At 69.5% G+C, this 25400-nt stretch carries 21 protein-coding genes and 2 tRNA genes; 19 read left to right on the top strand and 4 right to left on the bottom strand.

Annotation, left to right across the window (positions count from 1 at the left end):
- The first annotated feature begins 51 nt into the window (after positions 1 to 51).
- Positions 52 to 498: an HD domain-containing protein gene (locus B446_RS13870; protein WP_020940068.1), complete on the top strand. Its 447-nt coding sequence runs from the start codon at positions 52 to 54 to the stop codon at positions 496 to 498.
- Between the two features lie 21 nt (positions 499 to 519).
- On the opposite strand, the gene B446_RS13865 is transcribed toward B446_RS13870, so the two are convergent.
- Positions 520 to 1626, bottom strand: a complete 1107-nt coding sequence (locus tag B446_RS13865) for an acyltransferase family protein (RefSeq protein WP_020940067.1) — start codon at positions 1624 to 1626, stop codon at positions 520 to 522.
- 531 nt (positions 1627 to 2157) lie between these two features.
- On the opposite strand from B446_RS13865, the gene B446_RS13860 reads away from it, so the two are divergent.
- On the top strand, positions 2158 to 2352 hold the full coding sequence (locus B446_RS13860) for a hypothetical protein (protein WP_020940066.1): 195 nt from the start codon (positions 2158 to 2160) through the stop codon (positions 2350 to 2352).
- 232 nt (positions 2353 to 2584) lie between these two features.
- On the opposite strand, the gene B446_RS13855 is transcribed toward B446_RS13860, so the two are convergent.
- Positions 2585 to 2655, bottom strand: a tRNA-Gly gene (locus B446_RS13855).
- 162 nt (positions 2656 to 2817) lie between these two features.
- On the opposite strand from B446_RS13855, the gene B446_RS13850 reads away from it, so the two are divergent.
- The 5 genes from B446_RS13850 (at position 2818) to clpX (ending at position 7606) form a co-directional block, all read left to right on the top strand.
- A tRNA-Pro gene (locus B446_RS13850) sits at positions 2818 to 2894 on the top strand.
- A gap of 179 nt (positions 2895 to 3073) precedes the next feature.
- Positions 3074 to 4444, top strand: coding sequence for a trigger factor (gene tig / locus B446_RS13845; protein WP_020940065.1), 1371 nt, complete (start codon positions 3074 to 3076; stop codon positions 4442 to 4444).
- A gap of 363 nt (positions 4445 to 4807) precedes the next feature.
- The gene (locus B446_RS13840) at positions 4808 to 5413 is read left to right on the top strand and encodes an ATP-dependent Clp protease proteolytic subunit (RefSeq protein ID WP_020940064.1); all 606 of its coding nucleotides are present in this window, start codon (positions 4808 to 4810) and stop codon (positions 5411 to 5413) included.
- A gap of 69 nt (positions 5414 to 5482) precedes the next feature.
- A complete protein-coding gene (locus B446_RS13835) occupies positions 5483 to 6148 on the top strand; it encodes an ATP-dependent Clp protease proteolytic subunit (RefSeq protein WP_020940063.1) in 666 nt (221 codons plus the stop codon).
- Positions 6149 to 6319: 171 nt separating this feature from the next.
- Positions 6320 to 7606: an ATP-dependent Clp protease ATP-binding subunit ClpX gene (gene clpX, locus B446_RS13830; protein ID WP_020940062.1), complete on the top strand. Its 1287-nt coding sequence runs from the start codon at positions 6320 to 6322 to the stop codon at positions 7604 to 7606.
- Positions 7607 to 7673: 67 nt separating this feature from the next.
- On the opposite strand, the gene B446_RS13825 is transcribed toward clpX, so the two are convergent.
- Positions 7674 to 8651 (bottom strand): hypothetical protein, encoded by a 978-nt coding sequence (locus B446_RS13825; RefSeq protein WP_020940061.1) that lies wholly within the window; start codon positions 8649 to 8651, stop codon positions 7674 to 7676.
- A gap of 138 nt (positions 8652 to 8789) precedes the next feature.
- On the opposite strand from B446_RS13825, the gene B446_RS13820 reads away from it, so the two are divergent.
- The 12 genes from B446_RS13820 (at position 8790) to B446_RS40225 (ending at position 24965) form a co-directional block, all read left to right on the top strand.
- Complete coding sequence (locus B446_RS13820; protein WP_020940060.1) at positions 8790 to 11420, top strand: valine--tRNA ligase; 2631 nt, start codon at positions 8790 to 8792, stop codon at positions 11418 to 11420.
- A 114-nt stretch (positions 11421 to 11534) separates the two neighbouring features.
- Positions 11535 to 13046, top strand: a complete 1512-nt coding sequence (folC, locus tag B446_RS13815; RefSeq protein ID WP_020940059.1) for a bifunctional tetrahydrofolate synthase/dihydrofolate synthase — start codon at positions 11535 to 11537, stop codon at positions 13044 to 13046.
- A gap of 9 nt (positions 13047 to 13055) precedes the next feature.
- A complete protein-coding gene (locus tag B446_RS13810) occupies positions 13056 to 13418 on the top strand; it encodes a DUF4233 domain-containing protein (protein WP_020940058.1) in 363 nt (120 codons plus the stop codon).
- 63 nt (positions 13419 to 13481) lie between these two features.
- On the top strand, positions 13482 to 13895 hold the full coding sequence (ndk, locus tag B446_RS13805; RefSeq protein WP_020940057.1) for a nucleoside-diphosphate kinase: 414 nt from the start codon (positions 13482 to 13484) through the stop codon (positions 13893 to 13895).
- A gap of 313 nt (positions 13896 to 14208) precedes the next feature.
- Entirely contained in the window at positions 14209 to 15228 is a 1020-nt protein-coding gene (locus tag B446_RS13800; protein ID WP_020940056.1) for a rod shape-determining protein, read from the top strand.
- Between the two features lie 164 nt (positions 15229 to 15392).
- Complete coding sequence (gene mreC / locus B446_RS13795) at positions 15393 to 16331, top strand: rod shape-determining protein MreC (protein ID WP_020940055.1); 939 nt, start codon at positions 15393 to 15395, stop codon at positions 16329 to 16331.
- 16 nt (positions 16332 to 16347) lie between these two features.
- A complete protein-coding gene (gene mreD / locus B446_RS13790; RefSeq protein WP_020940054.1) occupies positions 16348 to 17025 on the top strand; it encodes a rod shape-determining protein MreD in 678 nt (225 codons plus the stop codon).
- A 140-nt stretch (positions 17026 to 17165) separates the two neighbouring features.
- On the top strand, positions 17166 to 19415 hold the full coding sequence (gene mrdA, locus B446_RS13785; protein WP_020940053.1) for a penicillin-binding protein 2: 2250 nt from the start codon (positions 17166 to 17168) through the stop codon (positions 19413 to 19415).
- The gene (gene rodA, locus B446_RS13780; RefSeq protein WP_020940052.1) at positions 19412 to 20608 is read left to right on the top strand and encodes a rod shape-determining protein RodA; all 1197 of its coding nucleotides are present in this window, start codon (positions 19412 to 19414) and stop codon (positions 20606 to 20608) included. The genes mrdA and rodA overlap by 4 nt, the downstream gene beginning before the upstream one ends.
- A 91-nt stretch (positions 20609 to 20699) precedes the next feature.
- On the top strand, positions 20700 to 22199 hold the full coding sequence (locus B446_RS13775) for a CYTH and CHAD domain-containing protein (protein ID WP_020940051.1): 1500 nt from the start codon (positions 20700 to 20702) through the stop codon (positions 22197 to 22199).
- Positions 22200 to 22269: 70 nt separating this feature from the next.
- The gene (locus B446_RS13770; protein ID WP_020940050.1) at positions 22270 to 24231 is read left to right on the top strand and encodes a TIGR03960 family B12-binding radical SAM protein; all 1962 of its coding nucleotides are present in this window, start codon (positions 22270 to 22272) and stop codon (positions 24229 to 24231) included.
- Positions 24232 to 24548: 317 nt separating this feature from the next.
- Entirely contained in the window at positions 24549 to 24965 is a 417-nt protein-coding gene (locus B446_RS40225; RefSeq protein ID WP_020940049.1) for a hypothetical protein, read from the top strand.
- A gap of 60 nt (positions 24966 to 25025) precedes the next feature.
- Here B446_RS40225 and B446_RS13760 read toward each other — a convergent pair whose 3' ends face one another.
- A complete protein-coding gene (locus tag B446_RS13760) occupies positions 25026 to 25334 on the bottom strand; it encodes a hypothetical protein (RefSeq protein ID WP_020940048.1) in 309 nt (102 codons plus the stop codon).
- Positions 25335 to 25400: the final 66 nt, after the last annotated feature.

Here is a 25400-nt window from a genome sequence, read left to right as displayed (position 1 = left end):
TCGCCACCGAGGCCCTGCTCGTCGCCCCGCTCGCCGGGAGACACTGGAGCGGTGACCGACACACCACTCAGCCTGGCCGAGGTCGAGAACCTGGCGCGCACCGCCCACGAGGGGCAGACCGACAAGGCGGGGCGGCCGTACGCCGAGCACCTCGCGGCCGTCGCCGACGGCGTGCGCGCCCGGGGCGGTGACCCCGAGCAGATCGCCGCGGCCTGGCTGCACGACGCGGTCGAGGACGACGCGCTGCCGGCCGCGTGGCTGGCGGGCGCCGCCCTCACCGAGCGCACCAAGGCGATCGTGCGCGCCGTCACCAAGCGGCCGGGGGAGGAGCCGGAGGCGTACGCGCGCCGGATCCTGGCCACCCCGGGCGCGCTGCTGGTGAAGGAGGCCGACCTGGCGCACAACGCCGACCCGGCCCGGCTCGCCGTCCTCGACGGGCCGACCCGGAAACGACTGACCGAGAAGTACACGCGGATGCGCGCACTCCTCGGTCTGTGAGCGGATGGGGGCGGGGCGGGCCTAGGCGCTGACCTTCTCCCGCTCGCGCTCCCTGGACTGGCGGTCGCGGGCCAGTTCGGCGGCGTCCTGCCGGAACGCCCACTCCATCTTCGGTTCCATCGCGAAGCGGAAGGCCCGCTGTACCGGCCGGGTGCACAGCAGGGTGACGACGGCGGCCGCGACGGCGGTCACCGCGATCTCGCCGAGCGGGTGGTGCAGCCAGGGGTGGTCGAACCAGCCCCGGTAGTCCGCGAACTTCACCAGGAAGCCGTGCAGCAGGTAGCCGTAGAGGGTGCCGGCGCCCAGGGCGGTGAACCACATGGTGCGGCGCGGCACCCAGGCGAAGAAGCAGGCCGTCAGCAGCAGCGAGCAGCCCATCAGCGCGAGCGTCATCACCGGGCCCGACCACCACGGGGCGGCGAGTTCCTGGGCGGCGTCACGGTGGTAGAACCACGCGGTGTTCATACGGGGCACCGCCCACCAGCCGATCACCAGCGCGGCGGCGAACACCGGCACCGAGGCGATCCGCACCGAGCGGCGGCGCACCAGGTGGAAGTGCTCCTGCTTCAGGTTCAGGCCGAGTACGAAGTAGGGCAGGAACTGGAGCACGCGCTGCAGGTCGAGGTCGTCACCGATGTTCGGGGTGACGGTGGCCAGCATGGCCAGTCCGACGGCCAGCGGCAGCGGCCAGCGCACCAGCTTCCAGATCGGCGTGGTGAGCCGCCAGATGAACAGGGCGACCAGGAACCAGGTCAGGTACCAGGGGTCGAGGAGGCTGATCTCCTCGTGGGAGCCGGGGACGACCGCGTTCTTGAAGAGCGGGTAGGCGGTCTCGAAGATGACGTACGGCACCACGACACCGGTGATCAGACGCTTCAGCCGGTCCGGGCGCATGTCGAAACTGCGGGAGAAGTAGCCGGAGATGATGATGAACGCCGGCATGTGGAAGGTGTACACCACCGTGTACAGCGCCTCCAGGATCCGGCTGTCGCCCTTCAGCGGCTCCCAGGAGTGCCCCATCGCGACGAGCACGATGGCGAGGAACTTAGCGTTGTCGAAGAACGCGTCGCGCTGTTTGCCCGGTCTGTCCGCCTTCTTCGCCGGTGGCTGCCGCGCCTGGGTGCTCATGGGGGTGCGCGGACTGGGCACTCCGTCCGCCGGCGACTGTGCCGGGGGGAGTGGCCTGCGGTTCTGGCCGGGGGACGAGGCGGCGTCAAACATCTCAGGCACCCTAGCGTCGTCTGTGGGATTTCGTAAAACCCCGAGCTTCATTCCTGGTTATCCCGCCCGGGTACCCCCTGACTTTCATAACTTGCCTGCCCCGTCCACGTGATGGTGGGCACAGCCGGGCTCCTCGTTCACCTGTAATGTCCCGATTCATCGTGACTAATTGGGTCATACGATGCCTCGGTGTCATCAATTCGAATTACCTGCGCGCGAGATGTGTGGGCACGGAAACGAACCTGCGCAATTCCTCGGTGAGTCCGGTGCGCGGGCGCGGACGAATTACCGGACGGTACGGCGGGGCCGCGGGGCCGATGGCCAACGTTGTGTCACGAGCCGCATAGGGAGGCCGGGTTGGTGGCACGATGGTTCTGGCGGAGGTGCGGGTGCGTGCCTCCGGGCCGGGAGAGGGACCGACCGAGGGTGTGATCAGTTGTGGCCATTTCGCTGTCCGTGGTGCTGCTGTTGGCGATCATCCTGGTAGTGCTGATCCGAGGGGGGAACATCAAGGCGGGACCGGCCATCGTCGCCGTCCTCTTCGGCTTCTTCCTCGCCTCCACCGGCATGGCGCCGTCGATCAACCGGTTCGTGCACTCGATAGCCGAGACGATCAACTCGATCAGCTTCTGACCCGCCCCGGGGGGCGGCGGTCCCCGCCGGCCCTCGCCCGCCTCCGGCGGTACCGCACCCCTGTCCGTACGGGCGGCTCTTCACGAGCGGCCGCTCGTACGGCTGCGCCCCCGCGTCCTCGCCCGCTCCGCTCGCGTCACTCGATCGGAGTAATCCGGCGCTGCGCGCCGCCCGGGAAACAGCCGGGGCCCGGCCCCGCCGAAGCGGAGAGCCGGGCCCCTGGGCCGTACAGAGCGGGCGACGGGAATCGAACCCGCGTAGCTAGTTTGGAAGACTAGGGCTCTACCATTGAGCTACGCCCGCAAGCGTGCGCCGCAGGTCCGTGACCGCGGCACTGCAGAGCATCGTAGCGGGTCGCCCGCCGCGGAGGCCAACGTGTTGCGCTGCGGCGATGCCACGCGCGCGGCAGCGGACAAAGCGGCCGACGGATCCGGCCGGGCCATGTAGCCTACGTGTCGCACCAGACGGGGTGTGGCGCAGCTTGGTAGCGCGTCCGCTTTGGGAGCGGAAGGCCGTGGGTTCAAATCCCGCCACCCCGACCACCGGCTCGCGGCATCCCGATGATCGCCTTTTGGGGCGCTGACCGCCTGCGGTTACTATGCAAATTGCGCGCCCGTGTGTCCCGGCCCACTCGGCCTACGAACTCCTCCGGGCGGCGAAGTCCGCCGGACCATTCTGGCTCCGGCAGAAACCCAGAAGTCAGCCACAAGGAGACCGAACCGTGAAGAGCGCCGTGGAGACCCTGAACCCGACCCGGGTTCGGCTCACTGTCGAGGTGCCCTTCGAGGAGCTCAAGGACAGCCTCGACGCGGCGTACAAGAAGATCAACCAGCAGGTCACGGTGAAGGGCTTCCGTAAGGGCAAGATCCCGGCCCGCGTCATCGACCAGCGGTTCGGCCGCGGTGCGGTCCTGGAGGAGGCGGTCAACGACGCGCTTCCGAAGTTCTACACCGAGGCGGTCAACGAGGCCGAGCTCAGCCCGCTGGGCCAGCCCGAGGTCGACATCACCGACCTGAAGGACGGCGAGACGCTGAACTTCACCGCCGAGGTGGACGTCCGCCCGGCCCTGGAGATCCCGGACTACTCCGGCATCGAGGTCGAGGTCGACGCCGTCGAGGTCAGCGACGAGGACGTCGAGAAGTCGGTCGAGCAGCTCCGCGAGCGCTTCGCCTCCACCTCCCCGGTGGAGCGCGCCGCCGAGGACGGCGACGTGGTCACCATCGACCTGGAGGCCAAGGTCGACGGCGAGGTCCTCGAGGACGGCATCGCCAACGGCGTCTCCTACACCATCGGCTCCGGCGAGCTGCTGGACGGCATCGACGACGCCGTGAAGGGCCTGGAGGCCGGTGGCGAGGCCACCTTCACCTCCGAGCTCAAGGGCGGCTCCGCCGCGGGCAAGGAGGCCGAGGTCACCGTCAAGGTCACCCAGGTCGCCGCCCGCGAACTGCCTTCCCTGGACGACGAGTTCGCCCAGCTCGCCTCCGAGTTCGACACCCTGGACGAGCTGAAGGCCGACAGCCGCAAGCGCCTGGCCAACATGAAGCAGTACGACCAGGCCACCCAGGCGCAGGAGCGCGTCCTGGAGAAGCTCCTCGAGCTGGTCGAGGTCCCGGTCCCCGAGAAGCTGCTCGAGGACGAGATCAACACCCGCAAGCACAACCTGGAGCACCACCAGCTCGGCCAGATGGGTCTGGACCTCGACAAGTACCTGGAGATCCAGGGCAAGACCGCCGAGGAGTTCGACACCGAGACCCGCGAGGCCGCGGTCAAGGGCATCAAGACCCAGTTCGTCCTCGACGAGCTGGTCAAGAAGGAGAACCTCAACGTCAACCAGGAGGAGCTCACCGAGCACCTCATGCGGCGTGCGGCCTCCTCCGGCATGTCCCCCGACCAGTTCGCCCAGGCCGTCGTCGAGGGCGGCCAGGTCCCGCTCCTGGTCGGCGAGGTCGCCCGCGGCAAGGCCCTGGCCGTCGTGGTCGAGGCCGCCACGGTGAAGGACACCAACGGCGAGGTCGTCGACCTCGACGACGAGGAGGAGGAGACCGAGGCCGCCGAGGCGTCGGAGACCTCCGAGGAGACCCCCGAGGCCTGACCGGCCCCGCGGCGCCTCCACAGCGCGTACGACGGGCCCTGGGGACCTTCCCCGGGGCCCGTCGCCGTACCCCGCCGCCCCCGCCCCCCAAGGGGCCCGGGGAACCGCGCGAGCGGCCACCGCCCGCCCGCGGCCCGGTGACGACGCCCGCCACCCCCCACGAACCGCGCCCGTCCCCCTGCGGAGCGCTACGCCCCCGGCGAACACCCCCATCTCCGGGATTCCCCGAAGGGACCTGAGCGTTAGGGTCCTTGAGTACGGGGGCAGGGGAGTCTCCTGACACCCCAGCCAAGCCCCTGGCAGGACGACGTGAGACGGCCCGGCGCCGTCGTAAGACGAGCAGGTGGATACGTGACGAATCTGATGCCCTCCGCCGCCGGCGAGCCTTCCATCGGTGGTGGCCTCGGCGACCAGGTCTACAACCGGCTGCTCGGCGAGCGGATCATCTTCCTCGGCCAGCAGGTTGACGACGACATCGCCAACAAGATCACCGCACAGCTGCTGCTCCTCGCCGCCGACCCGAGCAAGGACATCTACCTCTACATCAACAGCCCCGGCGGCTCGGTGACGGCCGGCATGGCGATCTACGACACCATGCAGTACATCCCGAACGACGTGGTCACGATCGCGATGGGCATGGCGGCCTCCATGGGCCAGTTCCTGCTCACCGGCGGCGCCGCGGGCAAGCGCTTCGCCCTGCCGCACGCGGACATCATGATGCACCAGGGCTCCGCGGGCCTCGGCGGCTCGGTCACGGACATCAAGATCCAGGCCGAGTACCTGCTGCGCACCAAGCGGCGCATGGCCGAGCTGACCGCGCTCCACTCCGGCCAGACGTTCGAGACCATCACCCGGGACGCGGACCGCGACCGCTGGTTCACCCCGGAGGAGGCCAAGGAGTACGGTCTCATTGACGAGATCATCACGTACGCCTCGGGTGTCCCGGGAGGCGGCGGCACCGGTGCCTGACCGGCCAGGCCACATCACGCACCGCCGAGACCGAAGCCCCCAGAACGCCACCAGGACGGTGAACACCCCATGAGCAACTTCCCCGGCGCCGCCAGCGGCCTGTACGAAGGGCCCCGCCCCGACAGCCGCTACGTCATCCCGCGCTTCGTCGAGCGCACCTCCCAGGGCATCCGCGAGTACGACCCGTACGCGAAGCTCTTCGAGGAGCGCGTGATCTTCCTGGGCGTCCAGATCGACGACGCCTCCGCCAACGACGTCATGGCGCAGCTGCTGTGCCTGGAGTCGATGGACCCGGACCGGGACATCTCGATCTACATCAACAGCCCCGGTGGCGACATGACCGCCCTCACGGCGATCTACGACACCATGCAGTTCGTGAAGCCCGACATCCAGACGGTCTGCATGGGCCAGGCGGCCTCCGCCGCGGCCATCCTGCTCGCCGCCGGTACGCCGGGCAAGCGCATGGCGCTGCCGAACTCGCGCGTGCTGATCCACCAGCCGGCGGGCTCCACCGGCCGTGGTCAGCTCTCCGACCTGGAGATCATCGCCAAGGAGTTCACCCGGATGCGTGACCAGCTGGAGAACATGCTGGCCAAGCACTCGAACCAGCCGCTCGACAAGATCCGCGAGGACATCGAGCGCGACAAGATCCTCACGGCCGAGGAAGCGCTCGACTACGGCATCGTCGACCAGATCATCTCCACCCGGAAGATGAACAACGCCGACGTCCGCTGACCCCGAGCAGCAGACTCTCAGGCCCTCTTGGCAGGGCCCACGTCAAAGTGAACCCTGCCAAGGGGGACCCGAACACGGGGCCCGGCAAGGTACCGTCGGACATAAGGCAGCACCAGGAGCCGCTGGACTCGAAAGCGTCCGGGCGTCTCCCAGGCGAAGGGGAAGCACACCGTGGCACGCATCGGTGACGGCGGCGATCTGCTCAAGTGCTCGTTCTGCGGCAAGAGCCAGAAGCAGGTCAAGAAGCTCATCGCAGGGCCCGGTGTGTACATCTGCGACGAGTGCATCGATCTCTGCAACGAGATCATCGAGGAAGAGCTCGCGGAGACCAGCGAGGTGCGCTGGGAGGAACTGCCCAAGCCCCGCGAGATCTACGAGTTCCTCGAGGGCTACGTGGTCGGCCAGGAGGCCGCCAAGAAGGCCCTGTCGGTCGCGGTGTACAACCACTACAAGCGGGTCCAGGCGGGCGAGAACGGCGGCGCGCAGGGCCGCGAGGACGCCATCGAGCTGGCGAAGTCCAACATCCTGCTGCTGGGCCCCACGGGCTCCGGCAAGACCCTCCTCGCCCAGACCCTGGCCCGCATGCTGAACGTGCCGTTCGCGATCGCCGACGCCACGGCGCTGACCGAGGCGGGCTACGTCGGCGAGGACGTCGAGAACATCCTGCTGAAGCTGATCCAGGCGGCGGACTACGACGTCAAGAAGGCCGAGACCGGGATCATCTACATCGACGAGATCGACAAGGTGGCCCGCAAGAGCGAGAACCCCTCGATCACCCGTGACGTCTCGGGCGAGGGCGTCCAGCAGGCCCTGCTGAAGATCCTCGAGGGCACCACGGCCTCCGTCCCGCCGCAGGGCGGCCGCAAGCACCCGCACCAGGAGTTCATCCAGATCGACACGACGAACGTGCTGTTCATCGTGGGCGGTGCCTTCGCCGGTCTGGAGAAGATCATCGAGGCGCGGGCCGGCGCCAAGGGCATCGGCTTCGGCGCCACCATCCGCTCCAAGCGCGAGCTGGAGTCCAAGGACGTCTTCGAGGACGTCATGCCGGAGGACCTGGTCAAGTTCGGCATGATCCCCGAGTTCATCGGCCGTCTGCCGGTGATCACCTCGGTCCACAACCTGGACCGCGAGGCGCTCCTGCAGATCCTGGTCGAGCCCCGCAACGCGCTCGTCAAGCAGTACCAGCGCCTCTTCGAACTCGACGGCGTGGAGCTGGACTTCGAGCGCGAGGCCCTGGAGGCCATCGCCGACCAGGCCATCCTCCGCCAGACCGGCGCCCGCGGCCTGCGCGCCATCATGGAAGAGGTCCTGATGTCGGTGATGTACGAGGTCCCGTCCCGCAAGGACGTGGCCCGCGTGGTCATCACCGCCGACGTGGTCCACTCCAACGTCAACCCGACCCTGATCCCCCGCGACGCCCGCGGCCGGGGAGCGGGGGAGCAGAAGACGGCGTAGGCACCGGACGCGAAAAGGGGCCCCCGGTCAGCCGACCGGGGGCCCCTTTTCGCGCCGGTTCACGCCATCAGAGCTTGACGCGCACGTCGTCGCGGAGCTTCGCGGCGAGCCCCGCCGTGTCGTCGATCGAGCCGCCCTCGCCCGAGGCCAGGGAGGCGACGCTGTACGCCGTGACGATGGCGACCGTGCTGTGGTCGCCCCAGATGCACACCGGCATCTTCATCGTCTTCGGCACCCCGGCCGTCGAGGACGAGCTGCCGCTGTCGATCTGGGCCACCTGGCACTTCATGACGCCGTTGGAGAGGCCCGCCGGGTGGACGGTCTCGGGGCTGCCGATCATCTTGCCCTTGACGTCGGAGCCGCTCTGGTCCTTCTCGGACTCCGAGCGGACCTTGGCGAACATGGCGTCGACGACCGCCTCGGGGTCGTGGACCGTCCCGTACACACCGCTGAAGGTGAGGCCCTTCATGGTGAGGCCCTTGCCGTTCTCGTACTTGGCGCTCACCTGCTTGGGGTCCTTCACCCCCCACTTCTCGAAGTCCGAGACGTCCGAGCCGCTCATGTCGTCCGAGGACCCCGAGTCCGCGGACTTCGTGTAGGTCTGGCTGATCACCTTTTCCGGCGTCGTCAGCTTGTGCGGCCCGTCGTCCGCGACGTCGGTGCCGCCGGTGCCGTGGAGCAGGACGTACGCTCCGACCGCCACCGCCGCGACGACCGCCACCGCGCCGATGACCAGGCCCGTCTTCTTCTTGCCGCCACCCGGCACCGGCGGCTGCGGGGCGCCGTAGGGCTGCTGGCCGTAGGGGCCCGGCTGCTGCTGGCCGTACGGGTTCGGCTGCGGGGGCACGCCCTGCTGCGGGTAGCCGTAACCGGGCTGCGGCGGCACCGGAGGGGCCTGCTGGGGGTAGCCGTAGCCGGGCTGGGGCGCCTGCGGCTGCTGGCCGTAGGGGCCCGGCTGGCCGTAGGGACCAGGCTGCCCCGGCTGGCCGTACGGACCCGGCTGCTGAGGCGGCCCGCCGTACGGACCCGGCTGGTTGTTGCTCATTGCTGGCTTCCCCTCCAGATGCCTTATGTGTTCCTGACATCCTGGCCCAGGTCCGGAGGGCGGACGGCACCGGGGGCCGCACCGTTACAGAACAAACGCGTTTCGGGACCGCCCCGTGACACCTCTAAACTGACCCCCGTGACCGAGAACGCTCAGCAGCAGCCACCCGCGCCCGACACCGAACTGCCGACCCAGTACGCGCCGGCCGATGTAGAGGGGCCGCTGTACGAGCGCTGGGTAGAGCGCGGTTACTTCGAGGCGGACGCGAAGAGCGACAAGCCGCCGTACACGATCGTCATCCCGCCCCCGAACGTCACCGGCAGCCTGCACCTGGGCCACGCCTTCGAGCACACGCTCATCGACGCCCTGACCCGCCGCAAGCGCATGCAGGGGTTCGAGACGCTGTGGCAGCCCGGCATGGACCACGCCGGCATCGCCACACAGAACGTCGTCGAGCGTGAGCTGGGCAAGGAGGGCAAGTCCCGCCACGACCTGGGCCGCGAGGCGTTCGTCGAGCGCGTCTGGCAGTGGAAGGGCGAGTCCGGCGGCCAGATCAGCGGCCAGATGCGCCGCCTCGGCGACGGCGTCGCCTGGTCCCGCGAGCGCTTCACCATGGACGAGGGCCTCTCCCAGGCCGTCCAGACCATCTTCAAGCGCCTCTACGACGACGAGCTGATCTACCGCGCCGAGCGCATCATCAACTGGTGCCCGCGCTGCCTCACCGCCATCTCGGACATCGAGGTCGAGTACCAGGACGACGACGGCGAGCTCGTCTCCATGACGTACGGCGAGGGGGACGACACCATCGTCGTCGCCACCACCCGTGCCGAGACCATGCTCGGCGACACCGCCGTCGCGGTCCACCCGGACGACGAGCGGTACAAGCACCTCGTCGGCAAGCTCATCAGGCTGCCGCTCACCGACCGCTCCATCCCGGTCGTCGCGGACGAGCACGTCGATCCCGAGTTCGGCACCGGTGCCGTCAAGGTCACCCCGGCCCACGACCCGAACGACTTCGAGATCGGCCAGCGGCACGACCTGCCGTCCCTCACCGTGATGGACGAGCACGCCGTCATCACCGCCCACGGCCCCTTCCAGGGCCTGGACCGCCTGGAGGCCCGCTCCGCCATCGTCGCCGCGCTGCGCGCCGAGGGCCGGATCGTCGCCGAGAAGCGGCCCTACGTCCACTCCGTCGGCCACTGCTCGCGCTGCAAGACCACCATCGAGCCGCGCCTGTCCATGCAGTGGTGGGTCAAGGTCGGCCCGCTGGCCAAGGCCGCCGGCGACGCCGTCCGCGACGGCAAGGTCAAGATCCATCCGCAGGAGATGGAGAAGCGCTACTTCGACTGGGTCGACAACCTCCACGACTGGTGCATCTCGCGGCAGTTGTGGTGGGGCCACCGCATCCCGGTCTGGTACGGCCCGGACGGCGAGGTCGTCTGCGTCGGCCCCGACGAGCAGCCGCCCGGCACCGAGGCGGAGGGCTGGAAGCAGGACACCGACGTCCTCGACACCTGGTTCTCCTCCGGCCTGTGGCCGTTCTCCACCCTCGGCTGGCCCGAGCGGACCGAGAGCCTCGCGAAGTTCTACCCGAACTCCGTCCTGGTCACCGGCTACGACATCCTCTTCTTCTGGGTCGCCCGGATGATGATGTTCGGCCTGTACGCGATGGACGGCACCCCGCCGTTCCACACCATCGCCCTGCACGGCATGGTCCGCGACCAGTTCGGCAAGAAGATGTCGAAGTCCTTCGGCAACGCGGTCAACCCGCTGGACTGGATGGACAAGTACGGCTCCGACGCCCTGCGCTTCACGCTCGCCCGCGGCGCCAACCCGGGCGTCGACGTCCCGATCGGCGAGGACTGGGTCCAGGGCTCGCGCAACTTCGCCAACAAGATCTGGAACGCGACCCGCTTCGCGCTGATGAACGGCGCGACGGTGGAGGGCCCGTTGCCGGAGCCGTCCGCGATGTCGGCGACCGACCGCTGGATCCTCTCCCGCCTCAACACCGTCATCGCCGAAGTCGACGCGTACTACGACGACTTCCAGTTCGCCAAGCTCTCCGACGCCCTCTTCCACTTCGCGTGGGACGAGGTCTTCGACTGGTACGTCGAGCTGTCCAAGACGACGTTCCAGGCGGGCGGCGAGGCGGCCGAGGTCAGCAAGCGGGTCCTCGGCGAGGTCCTCGAAGTCACCCTCAAGCTGCTGCACCCGGTGGTCCCGTTCGTCACCGAGACCCTGTGGACCACCCTCACCGGCGGCGAGTCCGTCGTCATCGCCGAGTGGCCGGCGGACAGCGGCTACCGCGACCCGGCGGCCGAGCGGGAGATCGAGTCCCTCCAGTCCGTCATCACCGAGGTCCGCCGCTTCCGCGCCGACCAGGGCCTGCAGCCGGGGCAGCGCGTCCCGGCCCGCCTGACCCTCGACGGCACGGCGCTGGCCCCGCACGAGGCCGCCATCCGCCAGCTGCTGCGCCTGCAGCCGGAGGGCGACGCGTTCACGGCCACCGCCACCCTGCCGGTCGCCGGCGCCGAGGTCGCCCTCGACCTGTCCGGCACCATCGACGTGGCGGCCGAGCGCAAGCGCCTGGCCAAGGACCTGGCCGCCGCCGAGAAGGAGAAGGCCCAGGCCAACGCCAAGCTCGGGAACGAGGCGTTCCTGGCGAAGGCCCCGGAGAACGTGGTCGACAAGATCCGCACCCGCCTCGCCAAGGCGGACGAGGACATCGCCCGCATCACCGCCCAGCTGGACCGCCTCCCGCAGGCGTAGCGACACCCGGCCGGGGGAGGGCGCGAGCCCGCCCCGGCGACCGAAGGCCCCCGGAGCGCACGGCACCGGGGGCCTTCGTCCGCCTATGTCACCGCGCCTCCGTAGACTGGCCCCGTGAGCGAAAACCCCGGCAACGACCAGCCCGACCCCCTCGACTCCTTCGACGAGATCATCGCCGCGGAGACCGACCGCGACCCCGATCTCGCCGTCATCGAGGCCGGCAGCCGCACCCTGCGCACCCAGGGCGGCCCGCCGGAGGGGGACGTCCCCGCCAGGCCGGCGGACCCGGAGGTCGACAGGGCCCTGCGCGAGGTCGAGACGGAGCTGGCCGGCCGCTGGGGCGAGACCAAGCTGGAGCCCTCCGTCAGCCGGATCGCCGCGCTGATGGACGTGCTGGGCGAACCCCAGCGCGCGTACCCGTCCATCCACATCACGGGCACGAACGGCAAGACCTCCACCGCCCGCATGATCGAGGCCCTGCTCGGCGCCTTCGAACTGCGCACCGGCCGCTACACCTCGCCGCACGTGCAGTCGATCACCGAGCGGATCAGCCTGGACGGCGCCCCGATCACCGCCGAGCGGTTCATCGAGACGTACCGGGACATCAAGCCCTACGCCGAGATGGTCGACACCTCGCAGGAGTACCGGCTGTCCTTCTTCGAGGTCCTCACCGGCATGGCGTACGCCGCCTTCGCGGACGCGCCGGTCGACGTGGCCGTCGTGGAGGTCGGCATGGGCGGCTCCTGGGACGCCACCAACGTGATCGACGGCGACGTCGCCGTGGTCACCCCGATCGGCCTCGACCACACCGACCGGCTCGGCAACACGCCGGGCGAGATCGCCGGCGAGAAGGCCGGCATCATCAAGCAGGGCGCGACCGTGATCCTCGCGCAGCAGCCGGTCGACGCGGCGCAGGTGCTGCTGAAGAAGGCCGTCGAGGTCGATGCCACGGTGGCCCGCGAGGGGCTGGAGTTCGGCGTCGTGTCCCGGCAGGTCGCGGTCGGCGGCCAGCTGCTCACCCTGCGCGGCCTGGGCGGCGAGTACACCGAGGTGTACCTGCCCCTGCACGGCGCCCACCAGGCGCACAACGCGGCCGTGGCGCTCGCCGCCGTCGAGGCGTTCTTCGGCGTCGGCGCCCAGCGCGCCGAGCCGCTGGACATCGACACCGTGCGCAAGGCCTTCGCCGCGGTCTCCTCGCCGGGCCGGCTGGAGGTCGTCCGGCGCTCTCCCACCGTCGTCCTCGACGCCGCCCACAACCCGGCGGGCGCCGAGGCCACCGCCGAGGCCGTGCGGGAGGCGTTCGACTTCACCCGGCTGATCGGCGTGGTCGGGGCGAGCGCCGACAAGAACGTACGGGGACTGCTGGAGGCCTTCGAGCCGATCTTCGCCGAGGTCGTCGTCACCCAGAACTCCACCCACCGCGCCATGGACGCGGACGAGCTGGCCGCGATCGCCGTCGAGGTCTTCGGCGAGGAGCGCGTCCAGGTCGAGCCGCGGCTGCCCGAGGCCCTGGAGGCGGCGATCACGCTGGCCGAGGAGGAGGGCGAGTTCGCGGGCGGTGGCGTCCTGGTCACCGGTTCCGTCATCACCGTGGGCGAGGCTCGCCTGCTGCTCGGGAAGGGCTGAGGTGCCGTCGTGCGTACGCTCTGTTCATCGACCCTGATCGGCGAGTTCTTCGTCATCGGCTTCGCCGCCCTGGTGGCCATGAAGGACCCCGGCCTGGCGGTGTCGACCGTGTGGCTGGTCAGCGGGATCGCCATGGTCCTGTGCGTGCTGCTGTGCGGCATGGTGACCCGCCCCGGCGGCGTCGCCCTCGGCTGGGCCCTCCAGCTCGCCCTGGTCGCCTCCGGTGTCTTCGTGCCGACCATGTACTTCATGGGCGCGGTGTTCGCCGCCCTGTGGTGGGCGTCGGTGCACTTCGGCCGAAAGGTGGACGAGGCGAAGGCCAGGTTCGCGGCCCAGGCGGAAGCACCCTCCACTACACCTGACGCTGTGTGACGGGCGGCCCGACACGCCCTGTAACCTCGTCCCACCGCACACGTCAGTAGTAAGGAGCCCTCCGTGAGCCAGCGCACCCTCGTCCTGCTCAAGCCCGACGCCGTCCGTCGGGGCCTGACCGGCGAGATCATCAGCCGTATCGAGCGCAAGGCGGGCTGGCGGATCACCGCGCTGGAGCTGCGCACCCTGGACCAGGACACCCTGGAGCAGCACTACGGCGAGCACAAGGGCAAGCCCTTCTACGAGCCGCTGGTGGAGTTCATGGCCTCCGGCCCGGTCGTCGCGCTGATCGTGGAGGGCGAGCGGGTCATCGAGGGTCTGCGCGCGCTGGCCGGCCCGACCGATCCGATCGCCGCCGCGCCCGGCTCCATCCGGGGGGACTACGGCGTGATCGTCCGCGAGAACCTGATCCACGCCTCCGACTCCGAGGAGTCCGCCGAGCGTGAGGTGAAGATCTTCTTCCCGGGCCGTGCCTGAGGCGCGCCGGACGGAATTTTCCAAGAATTTTCTGAGTGAGCGTCAGCTCGCCCTCGGGTGTCTGACCTGGGACGGCCGTACGTTTTCGGCCGTCCCTCGGCATATGCGTTGCCGATCGGGGGAACGCGTGCCCCCGATGGCCCGTCTCCGAAGGCGAGGCGCCACGCCATCTGCTGACAATGGCGGAGACCCTCGCGCAGTGTTCGCGCAGGCGCGTTTACGATAGAAGCCTTCACGTCACAGCACCCGCCTCGCCGACCTGATATGCCCTCAAAAGCTCAGGAAGGCCAGATGAATCCGGATGGGGAACTCAATGTCGTTCATCGGCCGTGACATGGCTGTCGACCTCGGGACCGCCAACACGCTGGTGTACGTCAGGGGCCGCGGAATCGTTCTCAACGAGCCCTCCGTCGTCGCGATCAACACCAACACGGGCGGCATTCTCGCGGTCGGTGCGGAAGCGAAGAAGATGATCGGCCGGACGCCCGGGAACATCGTCGCCGTACGCCCGCTGAAGGACGGCGTGATCGCCGACTTCGAGATCACCGAGCGGATGCTGCGCTACTTCATCCTGAAGATCCATAAGCGTCGGTATCTGGCCAGGCCGCGCGTGGTCGTCTGTGTGCCCTCGGGCATCACCGGCGTCGAGCGCCGCGCCGTGATCGAGGCGTCCTCCCAGGCGGGCGCGCGCCAGGTGCACATCATCGAGGAGCCCATGGCCGCGGCCATCGGCTCCGGCCTGCCGGTCCACGAGGCCACCGGCAACATGGTGGTGGACATCGGCGGCGGCACCACCGAGGTCGCGGTCATCTCGCTCGGCGGCATCGTCACCGCCCAGTCCATCCGCGTCGCCGGCGACGAACTGGACAACGCGATCATCCAGTACATCAAGAAGGAGTACAGCCTCCTGCTGGGTGAGCGCACCGCCGAACAGATCAAGATCACGATCGGCTCGGCGTACGACCTCGACTCCGACGAGCACACCGAGGTCCGCGGCCGGGACCTGGTCTCCGGCCTGCCGAAGACCGTCGTCATCTCGGCCGCCGAGGTGCGCAAGGCGATCGAGGAGCCGGTCAACGCCATCGTCGACGCCGTCAAGACGACCCTCGACAAGTGCCCGCCGGAGCTGTCCGGCGACATCATGGACAGGGGAATCGTTCTGACCGGCGGCGGAGCTCTGCTGCGCGGCCTGGACGAGCGGTTGCGGCGCGAGACCGGCATGCCGATCCACATCGCCGAGGATCCGCTGGACAGCGTGGCGCTCGGATCGGGCAAGTGCGTCGAGGAGTTCGAGGCGCTCCAGCAGGTCCTGGACGCCCAGCCCCGCAGATGACGTGACACGCCGATTCCGCCGTACGAGACGTTCTCCTCTCGTGCGGCGGATCGTCGCTATCGAGGCATAAGCTCCCCCCACATGGGCCCCTTCGGTCGGCGCTCCCCGAGCGGCGCCTCAAGGGGTCCCCGAATTCCTATCGAGGAAGGGCACGGCCGCCGCACGTGAGGGACACCAAAGAGAGCCGGCTGCTCCTGGTCCTGCTGATCGCCATCGCGTTCGCGCTGATCACGGTGGACATCCGAGGAGGCCGGAACTCACCGGTCGACGGCGCCCGGCACGCCGCGGCCGCGGCGTTCGGCCCCATCGAGAACGGCATGTCCTCGGCGGTCGACCCCGTCGGCAACGCCGTCTCCGCCGTCCGCGACTCCGGCAGCCGCCACGACCGGCTCGCCGCGCTGGAACGCGAGAACGCGGCCCTCAAGGCGAAGCTCGGCAGCGACGACCGCAACCGCAGCCGCCTGGGGCAGCTCGACAAGATGCTGAAGCTCGCCGGCGAGGGCCAGTACGGCATCAAGGGCGCCCAGGTCATCGCCATAGGGTCGGCGCAGGGCTTCTCCTGGACCATCACCATCGACGCCGGCGCGAGCGACGGCATCCGGCGCGACATGACCGTCCTGAACGGCGACGGTCTCGTCGGCCGGGTCACCACCGTCGGCCCCGACACCTCCACCGTCCTGCTCGCCAACGACCCCGACTTCACCGTCGGCACCCGTATGGAGAACGGCGACGAACTCGGCTTCGCCTCCGGACAGGGCGACCGCCCGCTGCGCGTGGAACTCCTCAACGGCAAGGCGGAGGTGAAGAAGGGCGACCGCCTCGTCACCTTCGGCTCGCAGGCCGACAAGCCCTTCGTACCCGGCGTCCCGGTCGGCGTGGTCTCCCGCGTCGACCCCTCCGGCGGCGGCCTCACCCGCACGCTCTACGTCACCCCGTACGTCGGCTTCACCAAGCTCGACATCGTCGGCGTGGTCGTGGCGGCCCCGAAGAAGGACCCCCGCGACGAGGTCCTGCCGGCCAAACCCAAGCCGACCCCGACGCCGACGGTGACCGTCACGGTCACCCCCTCGGCGGACGCACCCGCAGACGGCCAGCAGCAGTAGGAGCTGAGTTTTCTTCATGCGTGTCAACCGGATCCTGCTCTCCACCGCCCTGGTCGTCGTCGCCCTGGTCGTCCAGGTCAGCGTCCTCGCCCGGCTGCACCTGCCGGGCGCCGTCCCCGACCTGCTGCTGCTCACCGTCCTCGGCCTCGCCATGGTGTACGGCCATGTGGGCGGCGCCCTCGTCGGCTTCGGCGCCGGACTGCTCGCCGACCTCGCCCCGCCCGCCGACCACGCGGCCGGCCGCTACGCCCTCGTGCTGTGCGTCACCGGCTACTTCGCCGGACTCATCAGGCCCGAGAACGGCCGCCTGAAGTCGGCCACCGGCCCCATGGCCGTCGTGGTCGCCGCCGCCGTCGGCTCCACCCTGCTCTACGCGGGCGTCGGCGCCCTCGTCGGCGACACCGCCGCCCGCCATGTCGGCCTGACCGGCCTGCTGTTCTCGGCCGCCCTGTACGACCTGCTGCTCGCCCCGTTCGTCGTCCCCGGCATCATGTGGCTGGCTCGCCGCGCCGACAACGACCCGCTCACCGAGACCAGCCCCGCCGCCAAGGCCGGCGACATCTCCTCCGGCTGGCTCTCCTCCGGCACCGGCCTGCGCATCGGCAGCCAGCGCGGCGGACTCGGCGCCCTGAAGGCCAAGGCCCGCACCCGCTCCACCCGGGTCGGCCGCATCAAGGGGGTCAAGCGGCTGTGATCCCGGGCGAGTCCACCCGGACGGCCACCCCGAGGTTCACCCGAACGGGGCGCCGTCCGCGGAACGCGGCCTCACAGGACCGTCGTTCATCATTCGTACGCGCACACGCATCCGCGCACTGAGAGGGGGAGACAGCCGCAGTGACCAACATCCCCGAGACCGGACGGACCCCACGGGTCCAGATCCGGCTCGTCGTCATCCAGATCCTCGTCCTCTCCCTCCTGGGAACCCTCGGCGGCCGCCTGTGGTACCTCCAGATCCGCGAGGGCGCCGCCTACCAGAGAGAGGCATCCGGCAACCACGTCCAGCAGGTCGTCGACCCCGCCGTGCGCGGCGACATCCTCGACGCCCGCGGCGTGCCGCTCGCCGACAACGAGACCCGCCTCGTCGTCTCCGCCTCCCGCACCGACCTGCTCAAGCAGAAGGACGACGGCAAGGCCGTCCTCGCCAAGCTCGCCGGCGTCCTCGGCATGAAGCCCGAGGACGTCACCCAGAAGGTCCGGCTGTGCGACGCGAAGACCCCCCAGCCCTGCTGGAACGGCTCGCCGTACCAGCCGATCCCCATCACCGACGAGGCGACGCCCAAGCAGGCCCTGCAGATCCGCGAACGCGCCGAGGACTTCCCCGGCATCAGCGCCGAGCCCGAGGCCGTGCGCCGCTACCCGGCCCCCGGCAAGTCCAACACCTCCCAGGTCCTCGGCTACCTCTCCCCGGTCACCGACGACGAGATCCAGAAGGCCAAGGACACCGACTCGCCCTACCTGCGCTCCGACATGGTCGGCCGCTCCGGCCTGGAGCGCCAGTACGACAAGGTGCTGCGCGGCAAGGCCGGCGTGACCCGCTACGAGGTGGACAACCTCGGCCGCGTCATCGGCAAGGCCAAGGCCGACGCCGCCGAGTCCGGCTCCAACCTCGTCACCAGCATCGACTCCCGGGTGCAGCGCGTCGCCGAGTACGAGCTCGACAACGCCATGAAGAAGGCCCGCCAGCAGTTCGACAAGATCACCGGCGAGAACTACAAGGCCGACTCCGGTGCCGTCGTGGTGATGGAGGCCAAGACCGGCCGCATCGTCGCCATGGCCTCCGCCCCCACCTACGACCCCAACGTGTGGGTGGGCGGCATCTCCGGCAAGGACTACAAGGCCCTCACCGGCAAGAACTCGGACTACCCGCTGCTCAACCGCGCCATACAGGGTCAGGCCGCGCCCGGCTCGACCTTCAAGGTGGTCTCCACGGCCGCCGCGGTCAACGCCGGCTACGTGTGGGACGGCGGCTACCCGTGCACCAGCTCGTACTCGGTGGGCGGACAGGTCTTCAAGAACTTCGAGGGCGAGAACTTCGGCCCCATCTCCCTCGGCCGCGCCCTGGAGGTCTCCTGCGACACCGTCTTCTACGGTCTCGCCGACCGGGAGTGGAAGAAGGACGGCGGCATCAACCCCAAGAAGGGCCGGCCCAAGGACCACTTCTTCAAGACCGCCCACCAGTTCGGCCTCGGCAAGGAGACCGGCATCGACCTCCCCAACGAGGTCACCGGCCGCGTCCCCGACCGCAAGTGGAAGCTCGACTACTGGAAGGCCAACAAGGACGCCTGGTGCAAGTCCGGGAAGAAGGACGGCTCCTACGTCGAGAAGATCGCGTACGAGAACTGCCTCGAAGGCAACAAGATGCGCGAGGGTGACGAGATCAACTACTCGATCGGCCAGGGCGACACGCTCGTCACCCCGATCCAGGAGGCCGTGATCTACGGCGCCGTCGCCAACGGCGGCACCATGTACCAGCCGACCATCGGCAAGGCCGTCATCAGCGCGGACGGCAAGTCCGTCCAGGAGATCAAGCCGAAGAAGACCGGCCGCCTCCCGGTCACCCAGGCCACCCTCAAGGGCATGGACGACGCCTTCGCGGGCGTCATCACCCGCGGTACCGCGGCCTGGAAGTTCGGCGGCTGGCCGCAGGACAAGATCGCCCTGCACGCCAAGACCGGTACCGCGGAGGTCTACGGCAAGCAGACCACGTCCTGGCTGGCCACCTACTCCAAGGACTACACGGTGATCATGACGATCGCCCAGGCCGGTACCGGTTCCGGCGCCTCCGGTGAGGCGGTGCGCAACATCTACAGCGCGCTCTACGGCGTCCAGGGCGACGGCTCGGTGGACAACAAGAAGGCCCTGCTGCCCCAGCCGCAGAAGGGCCTGCCGAAGGTCCGCCCGGACGGCACCATCGCCGCCCCCAAGATCAGCGGCGACCCCGGCAAGGACGCCGAGGCGGCCCAGAAGAACAACCCCACCAACGGGGACGGCCAGCAGCCCGCCACCTCGCCCTCGCCCACCAGCCGCAACAGCAACACCCGCAGAAAACCTCGCAGGAGGGGACGCCGGAGGATGCCCGCATGACCGGCAACAGCTTCTCCGTCTCCGGCTACGGCCCCGAACGGGCCGGCTGGACCAGGGTCTTCGCCCGCGACTCCCTGGCCCGCCGGCTCGACTGGCCGATGCTCCTCGCCGCGATCGCCCTGTCCCTGCTGGGCTCGCTGCTCGTGTACTCGGCGACCCGCAACCGCACCGAGATCAACCAGGGCGACCCCTACTACTTCCTGCTCCGCCACCTCATGAACACCGGCATCGGGCTCGCCCTGATGATCGGCACGGTCTGGCTCGGCCACCGCGCCCTGCGCAACGCCGTACCGATCCTCTACGGCCTGTCCGTCTTCGGCATCCTCGCCGTGCTCACGCCGCTCGGCTCCACCGTCAACGGCGCGCACTCCTGGATCGTGCTCGGCGGCGGCTTCTCGCTGCAGCCCTCCGAGTTCGTCAAGATCACGATCATCCTGGGCATGGCCATGCTGCTGTCCGCCCGGGTCGACGCCGGCGACAAGAAGTACCCCGACCACCGCACGGTCCTGCAGGCCCTCGGCCTGGCCGCCGTACCCATCCTGATCGTGCTGCTCATGCCCGACCTCGGATCGGTCATGGTCATGGTCATCATCATCCTGGGCGTGCTGCTCGCCTCCGGCGCCTCCAACCGCTGGGTCTTCGGCCTCATCGGCGCCGGCGCCCTCGGCGCCATCGCCGTCTGGCAGCTGCACATCCTGGACGCCTACCAGATCAACCGCTTCGCCGCCTTCGCCAACCCCGACCTGGACCCGGCCGGCGTCGGCTACAACACCAACCAGGCCCGCATCGCCATCGGCTCCGGCGGCCTCACCGGCGCGGGCCTCTTCCACGGCTCCCAGACCACCGGCCAGTTCGTCCCCGAACAGCAGACGGACTTCGTCTACACGGTCGCGGGGGAGGAGCTCGGCTTCGTCGGCGCCGGCCTGATCATCGTGCTGCTCGGCGTGGTCCTGTGGCGCGCCTGCCGCATCGCCCGCGACTCGACCGAGCTGTACGGCACCGTCGTCGCCGCCGGCATCGTCGCCTGGTTCGCCTTCCAGGCGTTCGAGAACATCGGCATGACCCTCGGAATCATGCCGGTCACCGGCCTGCCCCTGCCGTTCGTGTCCTACGGCGGCTCGTCGATGTTCGCCGTCTGGGTGGCCGTGGGCCTCCTGCAGTCGATCAAGGTGCAGCGGCCGATGTCCGCCTGAGGCACCTCACCAGGTGAATGGCGGGCACCCGTCCGCCATTCACCCGGGGCTGCCCCTCCCGTCCACGCCGCTCTGCCACTAGATTCGGTTCATGGCGGACGCGAAACGCGAGATCGAGCGCAAGTACGAATCCGACGACAGTGGTCTGCCCGACCTGACGGGCGTCGGCAAGGTCGCCGACGTCCTCGACAAGGGCGTGACCGAACTGGACGCCACCTACTACGACACCGCCGACGAACGCCTGGCCGCCGCGGCACTCACCCTGCGCCGCCGCACCGGCGGCAGCGACGCCGGCTGGCACCTGAAGGTCCCGGTCGCCCCCGGCGTACGCGACGAGATCAGAGCGCCCCTCTCCGACACCGTCCCCGAGGAGATCGCCGCCCTCGTCCGCTCCCGCGTCCGCACCGCCGACCTGATCCCCGTGGTCCGGCTCCGCTCCGCCCGCGACGTACGCCACCTGGTCGACGCCGACGGAGCCCTGCTGGCCGAGGCCAGCGTCGACGCGGTGACCGCCGAGCGGCTCAACCGGGCCGGCGGCACCGCCCAGTGGACCGAGATCGAGGTCGAACTCGCCGACGACGGCGACCCGGCCTTCCTCGACAAGGTTGACAAACGCCTGCGCAAGGCCGGCGTACGGCCGTCGAAGGCACCCTCCAAACTGGCCCGGGCACTCGAACAGACCGGCGGCACCCCCACCCACCGCCACACCCGCGCCCACCCCGTGACCGCCGGCGACCACGTCCTCGCCTACCTGCGCGAACAGCGCGAGACCCTGCTCGAATGCGACCCCGCCGTCCGGCGCGACCTGCCCGACTCCGTCCACCGCATGCGCGTGGCCACCCGCCGGATGCGCAGCACCTTCCGCACCTTCGGCCGCATCCTCGACCCCACAGCCACCACCCCCCTCGCCGCCGAGCTGAAATGGCTCGGCGCCGAGCTCGGCGCCGACCGCGACCAAGAGGTCCTCGCCGACCGCCTCACCACCGCCCTCGACGCCCTCCCGCCCGCCCTCGTCCTCGGACCCGTCCGCCACCGCGTCACCACCTGGGCGCGCACCCGGCACGGCAGCACCCGCGGCCACCTGATCGCCATCCTCGACTCCGCCCGCTACCTCGCCCTCCTCGACGGCCTCGACGCCCTGCTCGCCGACCCGCCGCTGCGCCCGAAGGCCGCTGCGAAACCCGAAAAGGCCCTCGCCAAGGCCGTACGCAAGGACTTCGCCAAGGTCTCCCGGCTGATCACCGCCGCGCTCGACCTGCCACCGGGCGAGCAGCGCGACCTCGCCCTGCACGACGCCCGCAAGAAGGCCAAGCGCACCCGCTACGCGGCCGAGGCCGCCATCCCCGCCCTCGGCGGCTCCGCCCGCTCCCTGGCCAAGTCCATGAAGTCCCTCACCAGCCTCCTCGGCGACCACCAGGACAGCGTCATGGCACGCCACACCCTGCGCGAGCTGTCCGCCGTGGCCCACGCGGCGGGGGAGAGCGCCTTCACCTACGGGCTGCTCCACGGCCGTGAGGAGGCGCGGGCGGAGGCGGTGGAGAGGGAGCTGCCGGGGCTCTGGCGGGAGATCACCTCCGGGGGGTCCGTCTGAGCGTACGAGGCAGGCCGCCGGGCGGGTTAGTCTGAAGGGTCACCCCTGTCAGCTCATGAAGGTTCGCGAGATGCCTGTCGAGTCGGTTTTCCCGCAGCTCGAAGCTCTGCTCCCCCACGTGCAGAAGCCGATCCAGTACGTCGGCGGTGAGCTCAACTCCACCGTCAAGGACTGGGACGAGTGCGACGTCCGCTGGGCGCTCATGTACCCGGACGCCTACGAGGTCGGTCTGCCCAACCAGGGCGTCATGATCCTCTACGAGGTACTCAACGAGCGGGAGGGCGTCCTCGCCGAGCGCACGTACAGCGTGTGGCCGGACCTGGAGGCGCTGATGCGCGAGCACCGCGTCCCGCAGTTCACGGTGGACGGCCACCGCCCGGTGAAGGCCTTCGACGTGTTCGGCCTGTCCTTCTCCACGGAGCTGGGCTACACCAACATGCTCACGGCCCTGGACCTCGCGGGCATCCCGCTGGAGTCCAAGGACCGCACCGTCGACGACCCGATCGTCCTGGCCGGCGGCCACGCGGCCTTCAACCCGGAGCCGATCGCCGACTTCATCGACGCCGCGATCATCGGCGACGGCGAGCAGGCCGTGCTCGACATGACGCGGATCATCCGCGAGTGGAAGGCGGAGGGCCGCCCCGGCGGCCGCGAGGAGGTCCTGCTCCGCCTGGCCAAGACCGGCGCGGTGTACATCCCGGCGTTCTACGACGTCGAGTACCTGGCCGACGGCCGGATCGCCCGCGTCGTCCCCAACCGGTCCGGTGTCCCGTGGCGCGTCTCCAAGCACACGGTCATGGACCTGGACGAGTGGCCCTACCCCAAGCAGCCCCTGGTCCCGCTCGCCGAGACGGTCCACGAGCGCATGTCGGTCGAGATCTTCCGCGGCTGCACCCGCGGCTGCCGCTTCTGCCAGGCGGGCATGATCACCCGTCCGGTGCGCGAGCGTTCGATCACCGGCATCGGTGAGATGGTCGACAAGGGTCTGAAGGCCACCGGCTTCGAGGAGGTGGGCCTGCTCTCCCTCTCCTCCGCCGACCACTCGGAGATCGGCGACATCGCCAAGGGCCTGGCGGACCGCTACGAGGAAGACAAGATCGGCCTCTCGCTGCCCTCCACCCGCGTCGACGCCTTCAACGTCGACCTGGCCAACGAGCTGACCCGCAACGGCCGCCGCTCCGGTCTGACCTTCGCCCCCGAGGGCGGCTCCGAGCGCATGCGCAAGGTCATCAACAAGATGGTCTCCGAAGAGGACCTGATCCGGACGGTCTCGACCGCCTACGGCAACGGCTGGCGCCAGGTGAAGCTGTACTTCATGTGCGGCCTGCCGACCGAGACCGACGACGACGTCCTGCAGATCGCCGACATGGCGACCCACGTCATCCAGAAGGGCCGCGAGGTCTCGGGCTCGAACGACATCCGCTGCACGGTCTCCATCGGCGGTTTCGTGCCCAAGCCCCACACCCCCTTCCAGTGGGCGCCCCAGCTCTCCGCCGAGGAGACGGACGCCCGCCTGGCCAAGCTGCGGGACAAGATCCGCGGCGACAAGAAGTACGGCCGCTCCATCGGCTTCCGCTACCACGACGGCAAGCCCGGCATCGTCGAGGGCCTGCTCTCCCGCGGCGACCGCCGCATCGGCGCGGTCATCCGCGCGGTCTACGACGACGGCGGCCGCTTCGACGGCTGGCGCGAGCACTTCTCGTACGACCGCTGGATGCAGTGCGCCGACAAGGCCCTCGCCGACTTCGGCGTGGACGTCGACTGGTACACCACCCGCGAGCGGACCTACGAAGAGGTCCTCCCGTGGGACCACCTCGACTCGGGCCTGGACAAGGACTGGCTCTGGGAGGACTGGCAGGACGCCCTCGACGAGACCGAGGTCGAGGACTGCCGCTGGACGCCGTGCTTCGACTGCGGGGTGTGTCCTCAGATGGACACGTCCATCCAGATCGGCCCCACGGGCAAGAAGCTGCTGCCTCTGACCGTCAAGAACGCGGGTCCGGCGCCGGCTTCCAGTGGTCACACGCATTGACGTGAGTGAGGCACTGGATCGGGTGATTGAGGCGCTGGCGGGGGCGAGCGAGGACGAGGTGACGACTGTGCCCGCCGCCGTCGGCGCCTCGCGTCCTCGCCTCCCAGCGCGATCAGACACTTCCCGGATGCCGCTGCCGAGGCCCGGAGGCAGCCTGCGAATCGTCTCCGACGTGGAGTGGGTGTGAGGACTGGCGTTCGCTGAGAACCATCTCGGGCGTGCCAGTCCGGCAGATTGTCGGTCTTCTCGGAACCGTATTTCGGCCATACCGCGTACTGAAGGCATGATTGGCCGCGCGTCTCGCCACGATTACCGGCATGGCGACTTCGGGGGCGAGGAGCAGTCGGTTCGGCGGTCTCGGGCAGTGGTGGGGTGTGCTGGCTGGTGCCCTGCTCGTCGCCGCGTGGATCAACAGAGCAGCGGGTCCGGCCGTGATCGTCACCCTCTCGGCAGCCGTGCTCCTCTGGTCGTTCTTCCAGGCTCCGGTGACCTGTGGGGCTCCGGTAAGAGGGCGCAACGATGGCTGCCGCAACAACGCGACCGGTCTTCTCATGGGCTGCCACATTCGCCAGCACCGGTGGCAAAAGCTCAGAATGCTGATCCTGCGGCGCCAGGTTCGCGACTTCTGCTCCGGCCTGTTCTCGGACGGTAAAGCCACGCTCGTGACACTGGCGGCGATCGGAAGCTTTCTCTCCGGACTCGTGGCCCTCATCCCGGGTGTCGCCCTTGGATGATGCTGAATCGCGAACCCGTCAGGCGAAGCACGGTGTGCAGTCCCTGCGGGCCGGTTCTCGTCAGTGGGTCTCTGCGAAGTCGTCTCCCTTGAGTAGCAGTCGGTCCCGCACGTCTCTGGGGATCAAGAGCTTCGTGTGGATGTGCGGGGCACGGATGCCTTTGACCTTGGTCCGTTTGATCCTGCACTTCACACCGACTCGGAGCAGATCGGCAGCCATGGCCTCTGTACCGCCTTCTTCCCACTGGCTGCGGAAAGTCCTGCCCTTGTGCACTGCCACCCACCGGTCCCGGGTGGACTCCGGATCGATGGCCTCCAGTTGCTTGACCAAGTCGGCCGGCATTTTCTCGGCGAGTACCGACAGTCGCACGGACAGCAGGGCTCGTGGGGGCGCGGGTGCCGGATGTCGTCGGCGAGGTCATCATGGAACCGTGAC

The organism is Streptomyces collinus Tu 365 (assembly GCF_000444875.1).
GTDB classification, from domain to species: domain Bacteria; phylum Actinomycetota; class Actinomycetes; order Streptomycetales; family Streptomycetaceae; genus Streptomyces; species Streptomyces collinus_A.
The sequence above is the reverse complement of the archived record's forward strand: the minus strand, read 5'-3'. Positions and strand labels throughout refer to the sequence as shown.

Bases quoted from the DNA above. Each gene is read 5' to 3' on its own strand.
- B446_RS13865 (WP_020940067.1), bottom strand. From the start codon at position 1,626: ATGAGCACCCAGGCGCGGCAGCCACCGGCGAAGAAGGCGGACAGACCG.
- B446_RS13840 (WP_020940064.1), top strand. From the start codon at position 4,808: ATGCCCTCCGCCGCCGGCGAGCCTTCCATCGGTGGTGGCCTCGGCGAC.
- B446_RS13835 (WP_020940063.1), top strand. From the start codon at position 5,483: ATGAGCAACTTCCCCGGCGCCGCCAGCGGCCTGTACGAAGGGCCCCGC.
- B446_RS13825 (WP_020940061.1), bottom strand. From the start codon at position 8,651: ATGAGCAACAACCAGCCGGGTCCGTACGGCGGGCCGCCTCAGCAGCCG.
- B446_RS13800 (WP_020940056.1), top strand. From the start codon at position 14,209: ATGTCGTTCATCGGCCGTGACATGGCTGTCGACCTCGGGACCGCCAAC.
- mreD (WP_020940054.1), top strand. From the start codon at position 16,348: ATGCGTGTCAACCGGATCCTGCTCTCCACCGCCCTGGTCGTCGTCGCC.
- rodA (WP_020940052.1), top strand. From the start codon at position 19,412: ATGACCGGCAACAGCTTCTCCGTCTCCGGCTACGGCCCCGAACGGGCC.
- B446_RS13775 (WP_020940051.1), top strand. From the start codon at position 20,700: ATGGCGGACGCGAAACGCGAGATCGAGCGCAAGTACGAATCCGACGAC.
- B446_RS13770 (WP_020940050.1), top strand. From the start codon at position 22,270: ATGCCTGTCGAGTCGGTTTTCCCGCAGCTCGAAGCTCTGCTCCCCCAC.
- B446_RS40225 (WP_020940049.1), top strand. From the start codon at position 24,549: ATGGCGACTTCGGGGGCGAGGAGCAGTCGGTTCGGCGGTCTCGGGCAG.